The sequence below is a fragment of the Mesorhizobium erdmanii genome (assembly GCF_013170725.1).
In the GTDB taxonomy this organism is placed as follows: Bacteria; Pseudomonadota; Alphaproteobacteria; order Rhizobiales; family Rhizobiaceae; genus Mesorhizobium; species Mesorhizobium erdmanii.
Genome location: NZ_CP033361.1, coordinates 2,808,360 through 2,829,423, shown reverse-complemented (window position 1 = coordinate 2,829,423; position 21,064 = coordinate 2,808,360). Strand labels below are relative to the sequence as shown.

19 protein-coding genes are annotated in these 21,064 nt (G+C 64.7%); 4 read left to right on the top strand and 15 right to left on the bottom strand.

Annotated features, from left to right (window positions below; all coding sequences use genetic code 11):
* Positions 1 to 284: 284 nt before the first annotated feature.
* Complete coding sequence (locus EB233_RS13725; RefSeq protein WP_064989042.1) at positions 285 to 1,865, bottom strand: WD40 repeat domain-containing protein; 1,581 nt, start codon at positions 1,863 to 1,865, stop codon at positions 285 to 287.
* Between the two features lie 515 nt (positions 1,866 to 2,380).
* On the opposite strand from EB233_RS13725, the gene EB233_RS31655 reads away from it, so the two are divergent.
* Positions 2,381 to 2,485 (top strand): putative RiPP precursor, encoded by a 105-nt coding sequence (locus EB233_RS31655; RefSeq protein WP_208986324.1) that lies wholly within the window; start codon positions 2,381 to 2,383, stop codon positions 2,483 to 2,485.
* Positions 2,486 to 2,489: 4 nt separating this feature from the next.
* On the opposite strand, the gene EB233_RS13720 is transcribed toward EB233_RS31655, so the two are convergent.
* The 9 genes from EB233_RS13720 to EB233_RS13680 all read right to left on the bottom strand — a co-directional run bounded on the left by EB233_RS13720 (position 2,490) and on the right by EB233_RS13680 (position 11,970).
* Complete coding sequence (locus tag EB233_RS13720; protein ID WP_064989043.1) at positions 2,490 to 3,683, bottom strand: hypothetical protein; 1,194 nt, start codon at positions 3,681 to 3,683, stop codon at positions 2,490 to 2,492.
* Positions 3,684 to 3,872: 189 nt separating this feature from the next.
* The gene (gene xth, locus EB233_RS13715; protein ID WP_064989044.1) at positions 3,873 to 4,643 is read right to left on the bottom strand and encodes an exodeoxyribonuclease III; all 771 of its coding nucleotides are present in this window, start codon (positions 4,641 to 4,643) and stop codon (positions 3,873 to 3,875) included.
* A 279-nt stretch (positions 4,644 to 4,922) separates the two neighbouring features.
* Complete coding sequence (locus EB233_RS13710) at positions 4,923 to 5,570, bottom strand: alpha/beta hydrolase family protein (protein ID WP_064989045.1); 648 nt, start codon at positions 5,568 to 5,570, stop codon at positions 4,923 to 4,925.
* Between the two features lie 10 nt (positions 5,571 to 5,580).
* The gene (locus EB233_RS13705) at positions 5,581 to 6,273 is read right to left on the bottom strand and encodes a hypothetical protein (RefSeq protein ID WP_064989046.1); all 693 of its coding nucleotides are present in this window, start codon (positions 6,271 to 6,273) and stop codon (positions 5,581 to 5,583) included.
* Between the two features lie 9 nt (positions 6,274 to 6,282).
* A complete protein-coding gene (locus EB233_RS13700; RefSeq protein WP_064989047.1) occupies positions 6,283 to 7,410 on the bottom strand; it encodes a tetratricopeptide repeat protein in 1,128 nt (375 codons plus the stop codon).
* Positions 7,407 to 8,315: a non-homologous end joining protein Ku gene (ku, locus tag EB233_RS13695; protein WP_064989048.1), complete on the bottom strand. Its 909-nt coding sequence runs from the start codon at positions 8,313 to 8,315 to the stop codon at positions 7,407 to 7,409. The genes EB233_RS13700 and ku overlap by 4 nt, the downstream gene beginning before the upstream one ends.
* A 440-nt stretch (positions 8,316 to 8,755) precedes the next feature.
* On the bottom strand, positions 8,756 to 11,245 hold the full coding sequence (ligD, locus tag EB233_RS13690) for a DNA ligase D (RefSeq protein WP_064989049.1): 2,490 nt from the start codon (positions 11,243 to 11,245) through the stop codon (positions 8,756 to 8,758).
* 249 nt (positions 11,246 to 11,494) lie between these two features.
* Complete coding sequence (locus EB233_RS13685) at positions 11,495 to 11,719, bottom strand: hypothetical protein (RefSeq protein ID WP_064989143.1); 225 nt, start codon at positions 11,717 to 11,719, stop codon at positions 11,495 to 11,497.
* A gap of 110 nt (positions 11,720 to 11,829) precedes the next feature.
* Positions 11,830 to 11,970, bottom strand: a complete 141-nt coding sequence (locus tag EB233_RS13680) for a Flp family type IVb pilin (RefSeq protein WP_064989050.1) — start codon at positions 11,968 to 11,970, stop codon at positions 11,830 to 11,832.
* 565 nt (positions 11,971 to 12,535) lie between these two features.
* Here EB233_RS13680 and EB233_RS13675 point away from each other — a divergent pair.
* Positions 12,536 to 12,850 (top strand): EthD family reductase, encoded by a 315-nt coding sequence (locus EB233_RS13675; protein ID WP_064989051.1) that lies wholly within the window; start codon positions 12,536 to 12,538, stop codon positions 12,848 to 12,850.
* A 4-nt stretch (positions 12,851 to 12,854) separates the two neighbouring features.
* On the opposite strand, the gene EB233_RS13670 is transcribed toward EB233_RS13675, so the two are convergent.
* From EB233_RS13670 to EB233_RS13650, 5 genes are all read right to left on the bottom strand, one after another.
* The gene (locus EB233_RS13670) at positions 12,855 to 13,163 is read right to left on the bottom strand and encodes an EthD family reductase (protein WP_064989052.1); all 309 of its coding nucleotides are present in this window, start codon (positions 13,161 to 13,163) and stop codon (positions 12,855 to 12,857) included.
* Between the two features lie 89 nt (positions 13,164 to 13,252).
* Positions 13,253 to 14,476 (bottom strand): GNAT family N-acetyltransferase, encoded by a 1,224-nt coding sequence (locus tag EB233_RS13665; RefSeq protein ID WP_064989053.1) that lies wholly within the window; start codon positions 14,474 to 14,476, stop codon positions 13,253 to 13,255.
* Positions 14,477 to 14,484: 8 nt separating this feature from the next.
* Positions 14,485 to 15,720: a GNAT family N-acetyltransferase gene (locus tag EB233_RS13660; protein WP_064989054.1), complete on the bottom strand. Its 1,236-nt coding sequence runs from the start codon at positions 15,718 to 15,720 to the stop codon at positions 14,485 to 14,487.
* A gap of 9 nt (positions 15,721 to 15,729) precedes the next feature.
* Positions 15,730 to 17,031 carry an MATE family efflux transporter gene (locus EB233_RS13655; RefSeq protein WP_064989055.1) on the bottom strand — a complete coding sequence of 434 codons (1,302 nt, stop codon included), beginning with the start codon at positions 17,029 to 17,031 and terminating at the stop codon, positions 15,730 to 15,732.
* Positions 17,028 to 18,197, bottom strand: coding sequence for a glycosyltransferase family 4 protein (locus tag EB233_RS13650; protein WP_064989144.1), 1,170 nt, complete (start codon positions 18,195 to 18,197; stop codon positions 17,028 to 17,030). The genes EB233_RS13655 and EB233_RS13650 overlap by 4 nt, the downstream gene beginning before the upstream one ends.
* A 418-nt stretch (positions 18,198 to 18,615) precedes the next feature.
* On the opposite strand from EB233_RS13650, the gene EB233_RS13645 reads away from it, so the two are divergent.
* The gene (locus EB233_RS13645; RefSeq protein ID WP_064989145.1) at positions 18,616 to 19,785 is read left to right on the top strand and encodes a DUF1972 domain-containing protein; all 1,170 of its coding nucleotides are present in this window, start codon (positions 18,616 to 18,618) and stop codon (positions 19,783 to 19,785) included.
* Positions 19,782 to 21,056, top strand: coding sequence for a glycoside hydrolase family 5 protein (locus EB233_RS13640; RefSeq protein WP_064989056.1), 1,275 nt, complete (start codon positions 19,782 to 19,784; stop codon positions 21,054 to 21,056). Before EB233_RS13645 ends, EB233_RS13640 begins: the two co-directional genes overlap by 4 nt.
* Positions 21,057 to 21,064: the final 8 nt, after the last annotated feature.

The window sequence follows — 21,064 nt, the reverse complement described above, 5'->3', positions numbered from 1 at the left end:
CTTGCCGCCTGCCCGCCTGAGGTCAATGCGGTGGGCGCGAGAAACTGTTTCTCGCAATTGCCGTTGCGACTCGGCAAATCGGATCCGCGCCGGTGCCTATTCCGCTTTCACGGAAGTTTCGGACATCAGGCAATATGCGATGGTGTTGCTGCGGCGGTACGAGCCGCCCTGGTTGACGCGGGCGCCGAGCACACCCCAACAATGCGCCCCCCCGCCCGCGTCGACCATGGCAACATATGGCATCCGGTCCGGTGTGCCGGCGGGTTACCAGCCTCTTCCACCACTCACCCCGGCGCCCCCGCGAACAACACCACGCCATCGCCGCCTGTCGCCGGCCAGTCCCTGATCGTGCGGTCGTAGCCGCCGGTCAACACCGTGCCGTCGGGGGCGAAGGCCACGGCGTAGACCGGGCCGGTCTGGCTGTCGAACATGGCGATCTGGTTGCCGGTTTCCATGTCCCAAAGCCTTGCCGTGCCGTCGAGTGAGCCTGACAGCAGGCGCTTGCCGTCCGCCGACAGCGCCAGCGTGTAGACCGTGCCTTCATGGCCTTCGAAGCGCTTCATCTCGCGGCCGCTGTCGAGGTCCCAGACCTTGATCGTCAGGTCGCCGCTGCCGGTGATAAGATGATGTCCGTCGGCGGTGAACACGGCGCCATAGGTGCCTTGCTCGTGGCCGTGCCAGCTGCGCAATTGCTTGCCGCTTTCGATGTCCCAGAGTTTCAGCGTGCCGTCGATGCTGCCGCTGACGGCCTGCTTGCCGTCGGGCGAGACGGCGACCGCGCTGATCGACCAGTCGTGCCCGGTCAAGACATGCAGCACGGAATTGCCGACGAGGTCCCAGACGATGACATTGCCGGTGTCGTGGCCGCTGACGGCGCGCTTGCCGTCCGGGCTGATCGCCAGCTTGTTGACGCCGCCATTCTGGCCCGACTGGAAGACATGCAGCACCGCGCCATCGGCAAGTTTGCGCAGCACGATCTCGCCGTCGTCGCCGCCCGTCAGCGCGCTGACGCCGTCGGGCATGTAGAGCGCGGTGCGCGCCATGTCCTTGTGGACGCCGAGATTGCGGATCAGGTGCTTGCCGCCAACATCCCACAGCTTGATCACATGGTCGGTGCTGGCGCTCATGATCGAGCGCCCGTCGGGCGCCACCGCCAGCCAGACGACCGCGTCGCGATGACCGTCGGGCTGCGTCGGCACCGCCGGCGGCGGTGGCGGCAACGGCGCCACTGTGGGCGGTGGGATGACCGCGGCCTCCGGCGGCGATGGGGCGACGGGCGCGGCCACGGGCGGCGCGGGTGCCGGCGGTGGGTTGGCGGCTACCGGTGGCGGAGCTGGCGGCACCGGCGGGGCTGGTGGCGTTGCAGGCTCCGGAGCCGGCGGCGCGCTGGCGACATCCTGGTCCTTCGGCTCGGCGGGTATGGGTTCCACAAGCTTGGGTTCATCGGGCTTGGGTTCGGCCACCTTGGGCTGGCTGGCCACCGCGCCACCGCCTTGATGCCACGGGCCGAACCGGTCGACGGCCAACGCCGCGAGCGCAATCAGCGGCAGAGCGAAAAACACCTTGCGCAGGCCGGGCCTGCCGGTCTCCTGAACCTCCGCCGCGCGGCCGAACAGCGGCGCTCCGGCGGCATGCGCCGGCCGGCCTGGCAGGAGCCCGGCCCAGAACAGCAGGGCGCCGGCCAGGCAGGCGAGTGCCGCCACGGAGAAGCCCAAAAGCCGCAAGAAGGCCGCATGCGCCAGCAGCCAGGAAGCGCCATGCCAGGCAAAGGCGCCGTTGTTGGCGAGCAGATAGACCTGCGCCAGGCAGGCCATGGCAACCGCGGCCAGGACAAGCGCCAGGCCCCTGTCAGCCAACCTGTTCATCGCGCTTCCCCCTCGCCGGACCCTGCGGCCAGACTACCAGCGTCGACGACGAACCGCAAAACGCTTGGTACTCGCATGTGAAGGACAGAAACGTCTGAATTACGAAGAACAGCCATGACCAGCCTCGATCAGGCAAGCAGTTAGAAATGGATCGTGGTCGCCGCCATCGCGGCCAGAGTCTTGATCTCCGTTTTGATCGAAAGGTGCCAAAGGCACGGTGTCCAATCTGCAACAGTCGCTGCCGACATAAACTGGACAATCCAAGCGCAACATTGACAGAAGAAGACGATGTGTCACTATCGCGGTGGGATATAGTGGAGAGATTGCATCATGAAGAAGGTTTATGAGCGGCCCGTCCTGGTCAAGAAGGGCAATTTGAAATCCATCACGGCGGCAGTGCCGTCGGTTCTCCCGCAATAGAAATAATCGTCTCTGCGCCAGGGGTTATCGGCGCTGCCAACGCTATTAGTTGACAGCTACAGATAACGCCATCGCCATTGTAGGAGAGCTTGAAAATGAAAAGAAACTATGAGCGCCCCGCTCTGATCAAGAAGGGCAATTTGAAGTCGATCACCGCCGCGACCAACGGCCCGGTTGTGACTTCGAATCCGGTGCCTTGAAAAGTCAGCCCGCCAGCACCAGGTCGTCCAGCACCATCTGCCAATAGTGTTTTGTCGAAAGACTGACACGGGTCACAGCTGTGAGCATCGGCGCGTAGTGCAGCGGCGTCAGCGCCGACAGCGCCAACTGGTCGCAGGCGACCAGTTGCTCGCCCAGCCAGCACTCGATCAGCGCCATCTCCCCTTCGGATTTCAGCCAGGCAGCACTCAGCAGCACCGAATGGAAGCCGAATGGCGTCTCGCGGCTGAATTCGGCCGGGTAGCCGCTACTGGTATAGGCGACATGGTCGCCCGAAACATTGCCGTTGACATAGCCTTCGCTGCCCTTGGTGTGATCCTGCGCCATGGCGTTGAGATTGCGCCATTGCAGCCCGGCATGGCCGCACGGGATCTTGCGGAAGCCGCGCCCGGTGACGTCGTCGAAACCGATCGTCCGCAGCGGGGCCGCGCTCGAATGGGTTTGCGGCGACAGCAGCCCGAGATCGGTCGGATAGGGCGAAAGCGCAAGCTGCCGGTCAAGGCCGCCGCCGGCGAGCGTCACCGTATCCGCCTCGGCGGTGAGGTCGAGCCGGAAGGGTAAACCTGGCGCCAGCACCAGGCTCTCCAGCACCTGTCCAACCGCCTGCACCGACAGCGTCACCGTGCCATCCGCCGGCATCCTGCCGGCAAGGCTGCGCGCAGGCGCCAAGCCGACCGGCTGGGGCAGGTCCCGCGACGCCAGCCCGGCGGGCGAGCCTGGGGCCAGCCGGAAATCCTGGGACTGCGTTTCGTTGGCACTGGGCGAGCGCCAGCCCGGCGGCATCGAAACCGCGAATTGATAGGCGCCCGGCGCACGGATCGCGGCATCGGCCGAAGACACCGACATGGCGAAGTTGGCGAAGCCGCCATTGTTTGTCCGGGTTGAAGCGACGAAGCCGCCCTCCCCGTCGAACAGCCGCACCATGATGCCGGCCATCGGCCGGTCGCCCACGCCGTATCTTCCGTCGCGGTCGACATCGAAATAGACGAAGGACGAGTAGTTGACTGTGCCGGTGCTGCGCTCCCAATCCCTGCGCACGGCATAGTCGTTGGTCGGATCCGCCCGGCGTTGGGTGCGGCGCCGGGCACGCGCCTTGCGCAACAGCCAGCCAACGCATGCCGCGGCTACAACGACGGCCGCGGCCGCGAGCAGGATTTCGCCGAAGCCGAAATCACGCATGGCGGACGAATTTGGAAGGCCTCCGCTCCAGGCTGTCGGATATGCAATGCATCAAATGCCCCCCAATGCCGATCATCACCAGACTAGATCAATTCGGGGAAAAGTGTGTAGCGCTTTCCCTGCGATGATCACGTCCAACCTGTTTCGCGCGGAGATCGCCTGCACCGGAATGGCCAGGGGATAACGCCCTCACTTCAACTCCACCCAGACCGGCGCGTGGTCGCTGGCGCCGTCCTCGCCGCGTACGTCTCGATCGATGCCTGCCGCTTTCAGCCGCCTGGCGAGTGTCTTCGACAGCAATATGTGGTCGAGCCGCAGGCCCGCATCGCGCGGCCAGCGGTTGCGGCGGTAATCCCAGAACGTATAGAGCGTCTCCTTAGGATAGACCTTGCGCAGCGCGTCGAGCCAGCCCTGCTCGATGAGGGCAGCGAAGGCCGCGCGGCTTTCTGGCTGCACCAGCGCATTGTCGTCATAGGAACGCGTGGCGTAAATGTCGCGCGGCTCGGGCACGATGTTGAAGTCGCCGGCCAGCACGACAGGCAGGCCGGTGTCGAGAAGTTGCCGCGCATGCGCCTCCAGCCGTTTGTGCCAGGCGAGCTTGTAGGCGAATTTCGGCCCCGGCTGGGGATTGCCGTTCGGCGCATAGAGGCAGGCGATGACGATACCATTCACCGCCGCCTCGATGTAACGGCTCTGCCGGTCGGCATCGTCGCCCGGCAGCGCGTCGCGGGTCAGGACGGGTTCGGATCCTCGCGCGAGTATGGCAACGCCGTTCCAGGTCGGCTCGCCCTTCCACACCGCGCCATAGCCGGCATCGGCCAGCGCCGTGCGCGGAAACTGCATGTCGCGCGCCTTCAGCTCCTGCAGGCAGACGACATCGGGCTTCGCCGCCGCCAGCCACGCCAGAAGGTTGTCCAGGCGGCTGTTGATGTTGTTGATGTTGAAGGTGGCGATTTTCATTGCCGGTCATGAAAGCAGGAAGGCGACGCGAGGGGCAAGGGCTAACGAAATGGTACCTGGCTCTCCGCTAATTGCGGATGTTGGCGCTGCCCCTCATTGCCCTGCCGGGCATTTCTCCCCGTAAACGGGGAGAAAGAAGCTGATCGCAGCGCCGCGCCATTTCTGCAACGTTGGCGATTGGCGAAACCGGCGACGAGAGCGTCCTTCGCCCCGTTTACGGGGAGAAGATGGCGGCAGCCAGATGAGGGGCAGCGCCGACAATCGAAAGGAGTTCGAGGCCTACGTGCGCTGGAGCCGCTCCGCCCACCCCCACACCTTTTCCGCAACCATCTTCAGATGATCGCCCGTCGAAAACCCCGAAATGCTCTTGCGCGGCTTGAGATCATGGTCGCCGTCCTCCAGCCAGATCACCTCGATGCTGTCGGCAAGCCCATAGCCGGCCACCTCGTCCGGCGTACCGAACTCGTCACGCGTGCCCTGGAAAATCAGCGTCGGCGTCTTCAGCCCAGCGAGATGCTTTGTCCGCAATTGCTCTGGCTTGCCGGGCGGATGAAAGGGATAACCGAGGCATACGAGGCCCGCGATCTCACCCTTGGCGAACATCTCGTCCGCCACCATCGAGGCGACGCGGCCGCCCATCGACTTGCCGCCGATGATCAGCTTGCCCGCCACGCCCCTGGCCCTGAGGTTGGCGATCGCCTTGATATATTCCGGGTTCACCGTCTCGGCGCGCGGCGGCGGCTTGCGCTGGCCATAGCGGCGGGCCGCCATGTAGTGGAATTCGAACCGCGCGACCTGGAAGCCGGCTGCAGCCAGCGCCTTGGCGGTGGCGGTCATCGAAGGCGAATCCATCGACGCGCCGGCGCCATGGGCAAGCAGGATGGTGACGGGGGCGGTGTCGTCGCCGTCGAAGAGAAAGGTGGTCATGGGGCGGCTTTCAGGCAACAGCTTTCCCTTCAGACATCCCACTGCAAACCTGGGATTGCAGATATTCCACCTGTGCGGCCAGCAATGCAGGCCAGCCAGTTGCATCGATACCGCTTATCCATTTGCAGGCAGCTTCACGCCCATGAACCTGCTCAAGCAAGCAGAAATAGGCGGTGTCTCGCCATGACCCGCACAATTGCGAATTGCCGTCCATCACATCGAGCGCCGACTCCCAGGTGAACCATCGCCTGATCCATGCGCCGACATTGCCGTCGAGATCGGCAATGCACTGAATCACAAAGGCATCTAGGTCTTGTTCGCTGCCGACCCAGAAGAAACCCCGGCTGGAGGGCTGAAAGTCTCCGTCGATGGCATTGAAGCCTTTTAGGAGGAATTGCTTGTTCCGCTGTCTGGAGCTGGAGGTTTTGAACTGAGCCGAACTCGGATCCTTGACTTCATACCAGGCATCGAAGTCCTTCCACAGCTTGGCAAATTTCTTCCACTTGAAGGCAGCGGCAAGCTCGCAGTCATACGCGCCGTAGCGATAGTCCGCAGAGCAATCCAGCTCGATACTGAAATCAGTCAGAAGGTCCGTCGACTCGATGAGCAACTTGGCGCTGCTCGGCTTGAACCATCTCTCGCCAAGGTGAGCATGGAGCGCCTCCGCAACCCTTACTCGAATGGTTTTTGCGTTGAGCACCATGTCCTGCTCTCACCCCGCCGTCCGCGCCAGATGCATATCCACGAACTGCACCCCTTTGGCCGCCACCCCCGCCCATTCGGACTCCGCATCGAGCTCGAGATAGCGCACCCAAAGCCGTCGCGCCTCGGCGAGATTACCCGCGTCGAACTCCAGCCGCGCCAGGTTGAACACCGGATCGGCATAGTTCTTGTCGAGCGCGATCGCCTTCTGCAGATGCTTTCGTGCCGAGGCGTCGCGGCCTTGCTCGCTCATCAGCCCGGCGAGGTTGAACCACGCCTCGACGAAAGCCGGGTCGAGTTTTATGGCGCGTGCATAATCATGCGCGGCGTCGGCAGCGTGGCCGCCGGCGCGCAGGCAGTTGGCGCGGTTGAAGGCGGCGATGGCATCGCTCGGGTCGATGGCGAGGCAGCGCTGGTAGAGTGCCGCGGCACCATCATGGTCGCCGCCCTCCTCCACCGCCTCGGCCTCGGCGAACAAGTCTTCCAGCGTATCGTCGCTTTGCGCCGCGCTGCCGAGATCGAACAGCAACTGCCCGTCGAGTTCGCTCTGGCCGCCTTCGAGATAGATGGCGTCGGAGCGGCGGCCATGCTGGGAGCCGACATTGAGCGACTTGGCGGTGAGCGAGGCCACCGGGCCCGAGCGATGCACCGAACGCGCGATCGCTCCCCATGACGCCCCGCCGGCGATGAGACCGGCATATTTGCGCGCCAGGATCAGGTCGCGGAACGAATAGGGCTCGCCATCATGCTCGAAGGCATCGAACAGCGACAGCATGTCGAGATCGGCGCCTGAAAGCCGCGATTGGTCGATCAGCGATTGCCGGGACAGGGACGAGGCCTCCGGTGCCTTCATCAGGCCGAGCCGCCGCAAAAAGCCATTCTCGCTGATCAGCATGCGCCCAGCCGCGCGCTCGGCGGCGACGTTGCGCTCGATCCCGGCGTCGCCGTTTTTCGTCACCCCAGCCTTGGCAAGAAGGGTCCGGCCGAACACGACGTGCGTGGTGCGCCGGGTGATCCCGCGCCTGAGCTGGCCGTGCTGGCGTTCGACCTCGCGGGTGGCGAGCCTGAGCGGAAACGCCGCCAGCGCGCCGATCGTGCCGAAGACGGCCCCTGCGACCGAGACCGCCGGTGCCGTCATTTCTTGCTCTTGCCGACCGCCTTGAGCAGACTGGCCTTCAGCGGATTTTCAGGTGCGCCGCCCGCTGCCGCCTTCTTGGCGGCGGGCTTTGCCGCCACCTCGTCGGCCTTGCTCTTCGACTTGGCCGGCGGCTTCGACTGCGACAGGCTCGCTTTCAGCGCATCCATGAGGTTGATGACATTGCCGCGCTCGGGCGCGGCCGCGATGATCGGCTTGTGGCCTTTGAGCTTCTCGCGGATCATCGCCATCAGCGCGATCTCGTAGCGGTCCTCGTAGTTCTTCGGGTCGAAGGTGGTTTCCTTCTGCTTGATCAGCGCTTCGGCGAGCTCCAGCATCTCCTGGTCGGGCTTGCCGGCCGGAATGTTGCCGAAATATTCAGCCGTGCCGCGCACTTCGTTCGGGTTCCTCAACGTGCACACGAACATGCCGTTTTCCCGCGCGCCGATCGTCACCACACGCTCGCGGCTGGACAGCACCAGCCGGGCGATGGCCAGCTTGCCAGACTTGCGCATGGCTTCGCGCAGCACGGCGAAGGTCTCCTCCGCCATCGCTCCATCCGGCGCCATGTAATAGGGCGCATCCTGGTAGATGACATCGACCTCGCCCTCGTCGACGAAGGCCTCGATGTTCATCGTGTGGTTGGATTCGATGCGCACCGCGTCGAGATCGGCATCGTCGATGATGATGTACTGCTTGTCCTCATACTCGTAACCCTTGACCAGGTCCGAGCGCTCGACCAGCCCGAGTTCGGGATCGACCGGCTTCATGTTGATGCGGTTATGGGTCTTCTTGTGCAACTGGTTGAACGAGATGCGCTCGCTGGTCGTCGTCGCGGGGTATAGCCGCACCGGACAGCTGACGAGGCTGAGCTTGAGATAACCCTTCCAACTTGCCCTGGGCGCCATGATGAACTCCTACGCGGCCATGCACTGACATTTTAGCTTGAGCATGATCTTGTCCGAAAACCGGTTCCCACTTTTCGGGATCATGCTCTCTGCAGCGCTTTTCGTCCGAAGGACGATCGAGGCTGCGCAAATCCTACACCGACCCAGCACAATACCGGCAAATCCTGACGAAATGTTTTAGGGCACCGGATGGATCGCAGGCCGAGGATAATTCAAATTGTCTGAAGCGTCGATGGCGGCCGAGGCGATGGCGGGACAGCGCCCCCCTCTGTCCTGCCGGAAATCTCCCCCACTTGGGGGGAGATTGGCAGCTTTGATGCTCCGCACCCTTGGCAAAGCTGGAGATTGGCGAAAGCCGGGATGACTCCTGATCTCCCCCCAAGTGGGGGAGATGTCCGGCAGGACAGAGGGGGGCGCCAAGGAACGCGACGCTCTTCTCGCTACCGCGCGCCGCCAATCACCGGCAAATCCCGGGCTGCCTCGTCGATATCCGCCCAGGGATCACCCGATGTCTCCAGCAAGCCCGGCAACGACGAATAATTCAGGTCCTGTGGCGCATCGATCGTCTCCAGATCGTTCCAGCTCACCGGCGTCGAGGCCGGCAGGTTGGTGCGGGCGCGCAGCGAATAGGGCGCCGCCGAGGTGTGGCCGCGCGCGTTGCGGTGATAGTCGATGAAGATGCGCTTCTTGCGGTTCTCCTTGCCCATGGTGGTGGTGAAAATGTCGGGCGCGGTCGCCGCCAGATGGGTGGAGATGGCGCTGGTCGCCTGGTGCAGCTTCTTCCAGTTCTGCTTCGTCGTCACCGGCACGGTGATGTGGATGCCGCTGCCGCCTGACGTCTTGGCGAAGGGTACCAGCCCCAGCCCCTCGAGCTCGCCCCTGATGTGCACGGCGGCCTCGACCACTTCGCGCCAGGAAATCCCCTCGCCCGGGTCGAGGTCGAAGACGATCTGGTCCGGTCTGTCGAGGTTGGTGCGATGCGTGCCCCAGGTGTGGAACTCGACGACGCCGAACTGTGCCAGCGCCAGATAACCTTTTGCTCCCTCGACCGAGAGGTAGGATTTGGTCTCGCCTTCTGAGTTGGTGGCCTCGAACGTCACGACCGAAGGTGGCATTCCGGTGAAGGCGTGGCGCTGGAAGAAGCAGTCCTTGGGCAGGCCGGTCGGGCAGCGCACCAGCGACACCGGGCGGCCGAGAATGTGCGGCAGCATGAAATCGCCGACCAGCGCGTAGTAGACGGCGATGTCGAGCTTGGTCGGGCCGGTCCTGCCGAACAGTCGCCGCCCGGGATTGGTCACCCAGATGGTGGCAAGGTCCGCTTCCGAGATCAGCCGCTTGCGCTTGGCCGAGACCGGCGTCGACAGCCCGACATCCCGGAGACCGCGAAACACGCCATGGCGCAGCGAATTGTCGGCGGTGCGGTTGGCATAGTGGATGCGCGCCGAAAACAGCGGCTTCACCCAGTGCATCTCGCGCATGATTTCGCGCGGCACTCCTTCGGGTGGCGTCGCGCCCGATGTCAACGGCTCCAGCCGGGCAAGCAGGTCCTCGGCCGTGTCGCGGTCGAATCCGGTGCCGACCTTGCCGCGATAGTGCAGTTCGCCGTCCTGCCACTCGGCCATGCCAAGCGCGGCCAAGCCTTCCGCCGCTTGCGAGATCGTGTAACCGGCGATGACGAAATCGTCCTTCTGCAGCGCCTTGCACTTGGTCCAGCTCTTGGTGCGGCCGCTCTGGTAGATCGCGCTGGCGCGCTTGGAGACGACGCCTTCCAGCCCGAGTTCACTGGCCTGGTCATAGAGCCCCTGCCCGGAGCCTTCGACATGATCGGAGTACTGGATGGCGGAGTTGGCGCCGAGACCGCCAAGCAGCTCCGCCAGCAGCGCCTTGCGCGCGATGAGTGGCGCCTTCGTCAAATCCCAGCCGTCGAGATGCAGGAGATCGAAGGCATAGAAATGCAGCTTGCTGCCGGCGCCCTCGGCCAGCGCATCCTGCAACAGCGCGAAGCGGGAAATGCCCCGGCCATCGAGCACGACGATCTCGCCGTCGATGATCGCCTCGCGGCACGGCAGTTTTGCAAACGCATGCGGGAGGTCGCCATAGCGCTTCGTCCAGTCGATGCCGCCACGGGTGATCAGCCGCACCTGCCCGTCGCTCAGATGCGCCATGGTGCGGTAGCCGTCGAATTTGATCTCGTGCAGCCATGTCTCGCGCGTGTCCGCGCCATCGGGCGGCTTTGGCACCTGCGTCGCCAGCTGCGGCTCGATGCGGCTAAGCGCCGGCGCCTTCACCGCGCCCGGCAGCGTGCCGGGTTTCAAGGAACCCGGCTTTGGCGCGGGCTTCGCGACCGGTTTCGCAGCCGCCGCCAGTTCCTCGATGCGCAGGCCGGATTTCACGCTTTCCGGCCGCGCTTCGAGGATATTCAGCACTGTGTCGGCGGCGAGATCGCGCTCCTTGAACAGCAGCCAGTTCTTCTTGTTCTCGTCCTCGCCGGGCTTGGGCTTCAGGCGGGTCAGCATCCAGCCGCCATTGAGCTTGCCGCCGGCGAGGCGAAACTTGAACGCCCCGGTGCGAAGGCTTTTGTCGACATCGTCCATCGGCGCCCAGGTGCCGGTGTCCCAGACGATCATCGGCCCGCCGCCATATTCGCCCTCGGGAATGACGCCTTCGAAGTCGATATATTCGAGCGGATGGTCCTCGGTCTCGACCGCCAGCCTCTTGTCGGCCGGGTCGAGCGAAGGCCCGCGCGGCACCGCCCAGCTTTTCAGCACATCGCCAACCTGCAGGCGCAGATCGTAGTGGTCCGCGGTGGCATGGTGCTTGTGCACGACGAAGCGGTTGCCGTCTCCGGTAACAAGGCCGCCCGCCGGCTCCGGCGTTTTGGTGAACTCGCGCTTGGCGCGATACGATTTGAGTTTGGGAGGGGTGGTCATGCCAGGGATCGAAATATGGTAGCCAATTGCCGAAGCAGCGCTCTACGGCGCCCCCCTCTGTCCTGCCGGACATCTCCCCCACGAGGGGGGAGATTGGCAGCCGTGGCGCAAGCTCTCCCCTTATAATTTTGGCGATTTGCGAAAGCCGTCGCGACATCCGATCTCCCCCCTCGTGGGGGAGATGTCCGGCAGGACAGAGGGGGGCGCCGTAGAGCGCTACCTTTGCACCACTCGCGATTTTTCACGCGCTCAATCGTCGGCAGCCGGCGTCAGCTCGAGCTCGGCCGGGGTCAGTCCCTGCCGCAGCTGGGCGAGCCGGAATTCATCGACCCAATAGGCCTCGCCGTCGACCAGCACGCGTGCCCGGTAGGCGCCGTCCGAAAAGCTTTGCGCGGTGATGTAGACCTTGTGCGCGTCGAGCGCCTTGCGCACCGCTTGGCGCTTGGCATTCTGGCCGGTGACGGGACTGAACATGACGCTGCCCTCGGTCGCCCTGACACTCAACATGGCCGCTTGCACGGCCCGGCGACTGGCCCCAAGGATGACGGAGACGCGCTATCCTGTCAATTTCGCTCCCGCACAGCTTACGATCCGCTGCTGGTGACTCTTGTACCGATCGTCGTGAACTTGGCATTGATCGCATTGCCGAACGCGCCGGCGCCGGTGACGATGGCAAGCCCGATCAGGCCATACTCGATGGCGGTCGCCCCGGTTTCATCCCGCATGAAACGGAAACGATTGCTTGCATTTCAAGCCCCTGGTTTCTGATCCCTCGCACAACCCTAAAGCGCGTCGCGTCGAAACGGATTCATGCGACGCGCTTTAGGTCCTTGTTTTTATGCATGTCGTTCTCCCAGAACCGAGGTCACTTCTGGGCGACATGCATTAGAGACACCGCTGGTTGCGCTTCGGTTAGATTTTGCGAGACTTTTGAAGGTGCTTGCCTGCGGGGCTGAATCAAAACATGAAGCATCCGGCCAGCGGACACGGCTTGATTGCAGGCAGTCCAGGCCGGAGCTGTTTTCAGCTTGCCGGCCTGGAACCGCCCACCCGCCTTGTGTCCTTCCCAAGACAGGAGACCAGATAGGCGCATCGATGCCGATCCACCTTGACATGGATCAAGTGCCAAATGCGCCTACGGGTTTTGCCTTTGTCAGGCGCCAAAATATCTTCAATCGCCGGGGCCATTTCTTGCTGGGTTCCCGACCTCTGTCGAAATCCGCTCCCGACGAACGACATTGGTGCGGCGCCGACGTGGCGCGATCACATCGAACGACAAGGAACACCATCATGGCCAAGATGCTCGTCATCTACAAAACCCCCGCCGATCCGGCGGCCTTCGAGCGCCATTACCACGACATCCACGTGCCGCTGGCCAAGCAATTGCCCGGACTGCGGCGCTACGAGATCAGCCGTTCGCCGATCATGAACGTCCTGCCGGGCGAGACGCCCTACAGGGTGGCGACGCTCTACTTCGACAATTTGGAGACCATTCGCACGGCCTTTGCCAGCGATATCGGCCGGTCCTGCGCGGTGGACCGGCGCAAACTCGCCGGCGATGACGACCTGGTGACGATGCTGCTTTTCGACACCGAGCCGCTGTGAGCCGTCAGACGTCTTCGGTGTCGAAGATCAGCATATCGGCGCCGCCGGTCGCGAAGACCTGGAGATCGGCCGCCGCCGCCTGCCCCTCGGCGCTGGCAAAGGCATTCTGGATGGCGGCGAGGTCGTCGAACCGCAAGATAGCGATCAGATGGGCCTTCGCTGGGCCGGCCGGCGTCATCACCGGGCCGCGGCTGATTTCATAGCGACGCAACCCCGGGATGGTCTTGGCCAGCGGAATGTGCTTTTCGCGATAGTAGGCATCGAACGCCTCGGGATTCTCGGGCGTTCCGTACGTCACCACCAGGCTTGCCATCACTGCCTCCTGCAATCATTGCGCCGCTCGAGCGTGATGGCATTGCCGGGAGCTTGTCAATTCGTCCTTCGCTCAAGGACGAAGCAGTCTCAGTTCTTCAATCGCCGCAATCGGCGCATCACGCCCTGCACGGCCTTGTACAGTCCGGGCTTGGAGCGCACGAAAAGCTCGGTCTTGCCGCGCAGCCTGATATAGGCGGTCGAGCCCCTGCCCTTCAGCGTCACCGCCTCGCATAACTCGGCCAGCACCGCGCCCGAAGCGCCGATATGCTGCTTGTAGCCCTGGCTGCCGACCGACAGGTCGAAATAATCGTGCCCATGTGCGCGCGCCCATATCATCAGCTTGCCGATCGTGGTCAGGCCCGGCGAGACGTTGGGCACCGCGTCCTGGTCGATGCCAAGCAGCAGCGCATGCAAGGTGTCGTTCATGACCAGCACGTAGATGACGGCGAGATAGTCTTGACCGGCACGCAGCCCGAACAGCCGCACCGAACCGTCGGACAGGCCGTGCAGGGCGGCGTCGCGGTAGAACTCGACGACCGGCGCCTGCGTCAACAGGTCGGAGCGCCCGAGCTCACGGAAGCGGTTGAGCCTGAGCTCCAGCAGCGTTGCGAAATGCTGCTCCACCATGTCGGGCGTCGTGGCTTCGACCAGGTCGAGCTTGCCCAACTGTGCGAAGCGACGGCAATGCTTGTGGAAATTCTTGGCGAAGGAGGGTTTGCAGATGCGCTTGATCAGCGTCTCCGGCTCGCCATCGAGGACCAGGCCCGAGGCGATCTGGATGGAGTCGCGCGCTGCCGAAAGCAGCGCCAGCGGATTGGCGATGCCGTGAATCTGTCGCGGGATCCCCGCTATGTGGAAGCGGTCCGCCGGCGGCAGCACGGCGCGCAACGCCGCCCAGGCGGCGTCGGCGCTCTGCCGGGTCCACGGACTGGCATCGGCCAGCAGCGGCGCCGAGTAGTCGCACACGCCGCAGCTCAGCCATTCGATCACATAATGGCCCAGAGCCCGGCGCCGCATCAGCGGCAGCAGCATGACCGGGTCGCCCGTGGCGGCATCGCTGACCTCCACGATGAGCAGTTCCGCGCTCTTGGGCATCAGCCGCCTGGCGATCCCTTCCACCCAGAAAAAGCCCTGATGGCCGGTGCAGATGCCGGTCGCCTCGAGGAACAGCCAGAGCGGTTTGATGGTATCGAAGCTGGTGTGCAGTCGCGCTGAATAGTGCAAGGCCGCGCCCGCGCTGGCGACGACCGGAGATAGTGCTTGACCCGGAACGTCCGCAATCGCGGCCCTTCGCGTCGCCTGGCTTGTCACATGCGCTCCTATTTGTCAGGCTGCCGCTGCAATCCTCCCCGCAGACGCCTGACACGCCGCATCGTTTCCCGGGCTACCTTGAGCAGGCCTGGCCTGGAGCGCACGAAAGCCTCGGTCCGGCTGCGCAGATCAATGGCGGTAGTCGCCGCATTGCCCCGCATTGTGTATCCGTGGCTGAGTTTGACCAGAACCGAACCTTTGGCGCCCATGCGTTCCTTGTAACTCTGGTCTCCGACCGACAGGTCGAAATATCCCAATGCCTGTTCGCGCGCCCAGCCCATCAGCCTGCCCATGATCGCAAGCCCGGGCGAGACATTGGGCACGACGCTTTGGTCCATTGCTATCAGCAGAGCATGAACAGTATCTTGATGGACAAGCAGATATTGGACAGCGATCAGGGCTTCGCCGACGCGCAGCCCGAACAGCCGCACCGATTTGTCCAGCAGGCCCCGCAGGGCGGCGTTGCGGTAGAAATCGACCACTTTCTCCTGCGTCAGCAAGTCGAAGCGGCCAAGCTCACGAAAGCGGCTGAGCCGCATCCTGAGCAGTTCGCCAAAGATCTGCTCCGCCTCGGCCGGCGTGCCGGCCTCCACCAGTTCCACGCTGCCGAGCCGTTCGAGCCGGCGCCAGTCCTTGTTGAATTCCTTGACGAAGGATGGCCTGCACAGGCGCTTGAGGACAGTCTCGGGCTCGCCATCTATGGCCATGCCAAAGGCGGTCTGGAGGGAATCGCGTATTTCCGGAAGCAAGGCCAGCGGATTGGCGACGCCGTTGATCGTGCGTGGTATTCCGGTGATGTGGAAGCGGTCCGCCGGCGGCAGTATGGAACGAACCGCGGTCCATGCGGCCTGCGCGGATTGCGCCGTCCACGGGCTCGCATCCGCCAGCAGCGGCGCCGAATAGTCGCAGACGCCACAGCTCAGCCATTCGATCACCCGATGCTGGAAAGCCTGCCGCCGCATCAGCGGTACCAGCATCCGGTTGGCGCCGGTCGCGGCGTCGTTCACTTCGACGATCAGCAGTTCGGCATCGTCCGGCATCAGCCCGGCGACGATGCCTTCGGCCCAGGCATAGTTCTGGTGGCCGGTGCACACGCCATTTTCCTGGAGGTGCAGCCAAAGCGGCCTGACCGAGTCGAGGCTCGTGTGCAGGCGCACCGTGAACGTATCGTTCGCCGCGACAACACGGGACGCCGGCCCGGCGGGCAGGTCATTCACCACGGTCTGTACTGCCTGGCCTGTCACATCCCGCTCCTATCGTTTCGCCGCGGCGAATGTGATCGCCCGCCGCCACGAACCCAGCCGGCTGTTGCGCTGCTGCTCCGGATGCTCGATGTTCCAGATGCGGTGGTGTGCGAAATACCATGATGCCACGAGCACGAAGGTCTCGGAGACCGCCGACCCCAGGAGTGCCCATGGCGGCGACGCAACCGCCAGCACGATCGCGATCAGCGCCAGCCCGACAATCGCGCCACCCAGCGTGATGAAGGCGACGATGCGGAAATCGCCGAGGATTTCGAGGACGATGCGCGGCATGATGTAGAGCATGATCGGCACGAAATTCACGATCGCGAAAAGCCCGATGGTGCCGATCGAGGCATCCTGGAGAGCCTGGGATTTGATCATCGGCAGCACGAACAGGATGGCGCAGCCATAGGCCAGGCCGCCGAGCCCCATGACCACCGACCAGATCCTCGCCTGCGACCAGACACGGCGTGTCTCGTTGTGCCGCATCAGCTTGGCGAGTTCGGGCTGCGTCATGTTGACGAAGGCAAGACTGATGATGCGCAGCGGCGCAAACAGCACCAGCACCGCCGCCAGCGGTGCGTAAGCCGCCGGGCCGGCAATGCCGGCAACCAGCAGCGCCAGGCACTGCCCCTGGATGTTGGTGGTGGTCGCGCTGAACGCCGACCAGCACAGCTGGCGCCAGAGCCTGGCGTAGCGCCGCCGCGTCGGCATGCGGAAGGAGATGCGAATGGTGCGGCGCGCCAGCCGCACCAGCACGAAGATGCCGATCAGATTTGCCGCGGCGAGGGCATAGAACACGCTCTCCAGCGCGGCCCCGGCGTACCAGATCGCCAGCCCCGCGAACACGGTGCCGGCAATCGTGAAAGCGGCGTCGCTGATGGAGACGATCACTTGATGGCGGCGCGCGAAGAAGGCCGTGCGCATATGGCTGCGCAGCGACCATGCGCCGACGAAGCAGCCGGCGGCAATGCCGCTCGGATCGCCCAGCAGACGCATCAGTACCGCCGTGCCGACCGCCATCAGCAGCGCCACGACCAGCGCCGCCGTTCCGAAAGCCACGTCATAGGCATCGACACCGGCGCTGTTGGTGCTCTTGCTCATCCATATCGAGGCCGGAACCGCGGTCAGCGACCTGATGTAGGACAGGCCGACGCCGCCCATCACCATGCCGATGGCGAAGAGGCCGTAGCCTTGCGCCGACAATAAGTGCAGCAGCGCGATGTTGAGGGCAAAGTGAAAGCCGCTCTGCATCGCCTCGCCGCCGATCATCAGCACCAGGCGCCGCACCAGATGGACCGGGAACTTCACGAGCGTGTCTCCGCCTGGCGCGTGCTTGCCGTCCTGCCAGGCCGTGCCACGGCGGCCTTCAGCTTGTCGGCGGCAATCGCGATGATCGCCGCGGCCGCTACCGGCTCGCTGAACATCGTCTCGCAGCGCTTTCGCCCGGCGTCGACGAAGCCGCGCCAGGCCTCGGGGGCAAGCATGATCTCCCGCAATTTCGCGGCCAGCGCCGCCGCGTCGCCAGGCGGCACATGCCAGCCGGTCTCGCCGTCGGCGACCACCTCGACCAGCCCGCCGATCGCCGACACCAGCGGCGGACGGCCATAGGCCATTGCCTCGATGGCGACGCGGCCGAGCGATTCCGGGCGCCGCGACGGCACCGTGACGATGTCGGCCCAGCGGTAATGCTCCGAAGGGTCCGAAATGAAGGGCAAGGCGCTGACCTGCCCGGCCAGCCCCATGGTCTCGACCAGGTCGGCGAGCGCACGCTCGCGCTCGGTGCTTTCGAAGGCGCCGCCGACCAGCCGCACCTCGATCCTCGACTTCAACTCCGCCGGCAGCGAGGCGATCGCCTCCAACAGCACTTCCTGGCCCTTGATGCGGTTGATGCGGCCAAGCAGCAGCACCCTCAGCGGACGCTTGCCGTCATAGGTCATCGCCTCCGCCGCCGCCGGACCGGCGACGCCGTTGTAAACCACATGGGAGCGCGCCGATTTGGGCTCGCCGAAGGTATCGCGCGTCGCTTTTGAATTGAAGATGAGGTCGGCATGGCTCCAGCGCATCAGCCCGACGAGAACCCGGCGCAGCACACCTTCGGGAATTTCGTGGATGTGCAGCAGTGCCTTGGTTGGCAGCAGGCGCGAAGCCAGCGCATAGTCGGCGACGATAGACGTGTTGACATAGACGAGGTCGCTATCACGCAGGCGCCGCCAGGCCCGCCACAGCGCGACCGGCAGCCGCGCCATCTCGACGGTCGCCAGCCTCAGCATCGCCTGCCGCCGCAGCACCCAGAGCGGTTCGAAGACGATGCGGCTGGCATGGGATTCCAGGATTTCGACGATCGGTCCGCTGCGCGGCAGGACCACCTCGATGTCGGCGGACGGAAACGCGGTGCGCAACGCCGCGACGCTCTCGGCGAAGCTGCGGTCGGAACCGTAGAGTTCGTACCCCTGATGGATGCAGGCAATCCGCATCTTCACGCGCATCTTTCTGTCAGGGTGATGTGACGATTCCGCCGCCTGACGCTATCGGCGGCCGGAAACTTCAAGCCAACACCCCTGGACTTCCCTCGTTGTCGGTGTGGTCGGATCTCCACACCAATGCCCGCACGCCTTCCGCCGATTCCGACGCGCAAAAGTCCATACGCAAGGATTATGCCGTGCTAATATATTCAGATGCAGGCCAGCCGGCCCCGGCATTGCCTCGTTCCGATACACATACGAGCGGAAAGTTGACCGATAATGAAACAACTCGGGCGTTTGGAAGAAATATTTTACAACCCCGATGCGATGATGGCTGAAATCGGGCCTGGCAGGCATCTTGCAGGGGCGCGGTTTTGAGATGAGACAGCCGCGCACCGCGGATCGGGCGGACCTGAAAGTGCCAGCAGCCATGAAATCGGAACAACCCTCCATCCTGATCCTGGGAACGCGCGGCATTCCCGCGGCGCATGGCGGTTTCGAGACGTTCGCCGAGAAGCTGGCGCTGTTTCTGGTCGCACGCGGCTGGAAGGTCGGCGTCTACTGCCAGGACGAGGTCGAGCGGGTCGACCAGAGGGTGCGCACCGAAACCTGGAACGGCATCGACCTCATCCACATCCAGGTTGCCTCGAAAGGTCCGCGCGCGACGCTGGAATTCGACTGGCAATGCGTGCTCGACGCCGCGCGGCGGCCCGGCGTCTGCCTGGTGCTCGGCTACAACGGCGCGGTCTTCCTGACTTGGCTCAGGCTGATGCGGCGCAAGATCATCACCAACATGGACGGCATCGAGTGGCGCCGCCCCAAATGGGGGCGCGCGGCGCGCACCTGGTTCTGGCTCAATGAGTGGATCGGCGCCTGGGCCTCGCACCGCCTGGTCGCCGACCATCCGGTCATTGCCGATCACCTGGCGACGCGCCGGCCGCGCAGCGCCATCTCCACCATCGCCTATGGCGCCGACCCGGTGACATCGGCACCCGAGGCGCCGGTGCGCGCCCTCGGGCTCGAACCTGGAAAATACCTGATCTCGATCGCGCGCATCGAGCCCGACAACAACATCCTGCCCATCGTCGAAGCGTTCTGCAGCCAGAAGCGCGACATGAAGCTGGTGGTGCTGGGAACGCTGTCCGACCAGATCCCCTATCATGTCGCCGTCCGCAAGGCGGCGAACGCCTCCGTGGTCCTGCCGGGCGCCATCTATGACCAGGCGGCGGTGAAGGCGCTGCGCTACCACGCGCGCGCCTATATGCATGGCCACACGGTCGGCGGCACCAACCCGTCGCTGGTCGAGGCGCTGGCCGCCGGCAACATGGTGATCGCCCACGACAATCCCTACAACAGGTGGGTCGCCGGCGCCGCCGCCATCCATTTCACCGACACGCAAAGCTGCGCCGAGCGGATCCGGCAGGCGATGACGGACGACGCGCTGGTCAAGGCCTGCGGCGAAGCTGCCAGGACGCGCGCCCGCGAAAGCTTCCGCTGGGAGGACGTCCTGCTGGCCTACGAGAACGAAGCCTACCGGCTTCTCGGCGTGAGCGCCGCACGGCCGGCCGCGATCGACCGCCCCTCGCCCGGCGCCGTATGACGGGCTGGTCGCGGCGGCGGGTCCTGCGCACCGCGCTGTCGACGGCGCTGGTGCCCGCTGCATCGCTGGCGCCGCTCTCGTCCGCACAGCCCGCGTTTGCCGCCACCGGCGAATGGCGCTTCCGCCGCGGCGTCAATGCCTGGCCCTGGTTTGCTCTGACACGCGAATTTCCCGCCCCGCGCACCGACTATGCCTGGCCGCCATTCCAGTCGCAGCGCCCGGTCCCGACCCCTGACGACCTTGGTCGGCTACGCCGAACCGGGCTCGACTTCATCCGCCTCCCCGTCGATCCCGGCCCGTTCCTTGCCGCCGATGCCACGACCCGCGCAAAATTGTTGGATATGCTGGACGCCGCCGTCGCCGCCACGCTCGATGCCGGCCTCGGCATCATCGTCAACGTCCAGGCCAATGGCGCCACCCACTACTGGAATCCCGACCGCATGGTCTCCAGCACCGCCGCGCCCGAATTCGAGGCCTATCGCGCCCTCGTCGGCGAGCTTGCCGGCCGGCTGAAGCGGTTCACGCCCGGCATGGTGGCGCTGGAGCCGGTCAACGAACCGCCGCAGTCCTGCGATTCCAACGTCTGGTCGAACGTCCAGGCAGCCCTGCTTACGGCGGCCAGGGCGTCATCCCCGACCTTGCCGCTGGTCGTCACCGGCGGCTGCGGCTCGATGGTGAGCGGGCTGGCGGCACTCGATCCGGCGCCGCTGGCGGCCTTCGAGCCGATCCTGTTCACCTTCCATTTCTACGAACCTTATCTGTTCAGCCACCAGGGCGCGCCATGGATGCGCGAGCCGGTCTATCGCGCGCTGAACAATGTGCCGTGGCCGGCCTCCGCCGGCTCGCTCGAACAGACGCTGGCCTCGGTCCGGGCGCGTATGGCTGGGGATACCGAAACCTCCGAAGCCGACAAAAAGGCCGCCTATGCGGAGACCGAGCGTGTGCTCAAGGTTTATTTCGACGCCAAGCCCGACCGCTGGTTCATCGACAAATATCTCGGCCAGGCGCGCGCCTGGGCCGATGCCCACGGCATTGCGCCGGAGCGCATCATCATGGGCGAATTCGGCGCCCTGCGCACCGACGCGCGCTACACCGCCGCCCCCAACCCCGACCGCGCCCGCTACATTGCCGATGTCCGGCAGAGCGCCGAGGCGGCAGGCTTTCCCTGGGCCTTCTGGGACCTCTTCGACGGCATGGGCATGATGGACGACACCACACGCGCGCTCGACCCGGCCATGGTGGAAGCGCTCGGGTTGAGGATGCCGGGGTAAGCACCGTT

Coding starts and splice junctions, on each gene's coding strand:
- EB233_RS13725 (WP_064989042.1), bottom strand. CDS start 1,865: ATGAACAGGTTGGCTGACAGGGGCCTGGCGCTTGTCCTGGCCGCGGTT.
- EB233_RS31655 (WP_208986324.1), top strand. CDS start 2,381: ATGAAAAGAAACTATGAGCGCCCCGCTCTGATCAAGAAGGGCAATTTG.
- EB233_RS13720 (WP_064989043.1), bottom strand. CDS start 3,683: ATGCGTGATTTCGGCTTCGGCGAAATCCTGCTCGCGGCCGCGGCCGTC.
- xth (WP_064989044.1), bottom strand. CDS start 4,643: ATGAAAATCGCCACCTTCAACATCAACAACATCAACAGCCGCCTGGAC.
- EB233_RS13710 (WP_064989045.1), bottom strand. CDS start 5,570: ATGACCACCTTTCTCTTCGACGGCGACGACACCGCCCCCGTCACCATC.
- EB233_RS13705 (WP_064989046.1), bottom strand. CDS start 6,273: ATGGTGCTCAACGCAAAAACCATTCGAGTAAGGGTTGCGGAGGCGCTC.
- EB233_RS13700 (WP_064989047.1), bottom strand. CDS start 7,410: ATGACGGCACCGGCGGTCTCGGTCGCAGGGGCCGTCTTCGGCACGATC.
- ku (WP_064989048.1), bottom strand. CDS start 8,315: ATGGCGCCCAGGGCAAGTTGGAAGGGTTATCTCAAGCTCAGCCTCGTC.
- ligD (WP_064989049.1), bottom strand. CDS start 11,245: ATGACCACCCCTCCCAAACTCAAATCGTATCGCGCCAAGCGCGAGTTC.
- EB233_RS13685 (WP_064989143.1), bottom strand. CDS start 11,719: ATGTTCAGTCCCGTCACCGGCCAGAATGCCAAGCGCCAAGCGGTGCGC.
- EB233_RS13680 (WP_064989050.1), bottom strand. CDS start 11,970: ATGCGGGATGAAACCGGGGCGACCGCCATCGAGTATGGCCTGATCGGG.
- EB233_RS13675 (WP_064989051.1), top strand. CDS start 12,536: ATGGCCAAGATGCTCGTCATCTACAAAACCCCCGCCGATCCGGCGGCC.
- EB233_RS13670 (WP_064989052.1), bottom strand. CDS start 13,163: ATGGCAAGCCTGGTGGTGACGTACGGAACGCCCGAGAATCCCGAGGCG.
- EB233_RS13650 (WP_064989144.1), bottom strand. CDS start 18,197: ATGCGGATTGCCTGCATCCATCAGGGGTACGAACTCTACGGTTCCGAC.
- EB233_RS13645 (WP_064989145.1), top strand. CDS start 18,616: ATGAAATCGGAACAACCCTCCATCCTGATCCTGGGAACGCGCGGCATT.
- EB233_RS13640 (WP_064989056.1), top strand. CDS start 19,782: ATGACGGGCTGGTCGCGGCGGCGGGTCCTGCGCACCGCGCTGTCGACG.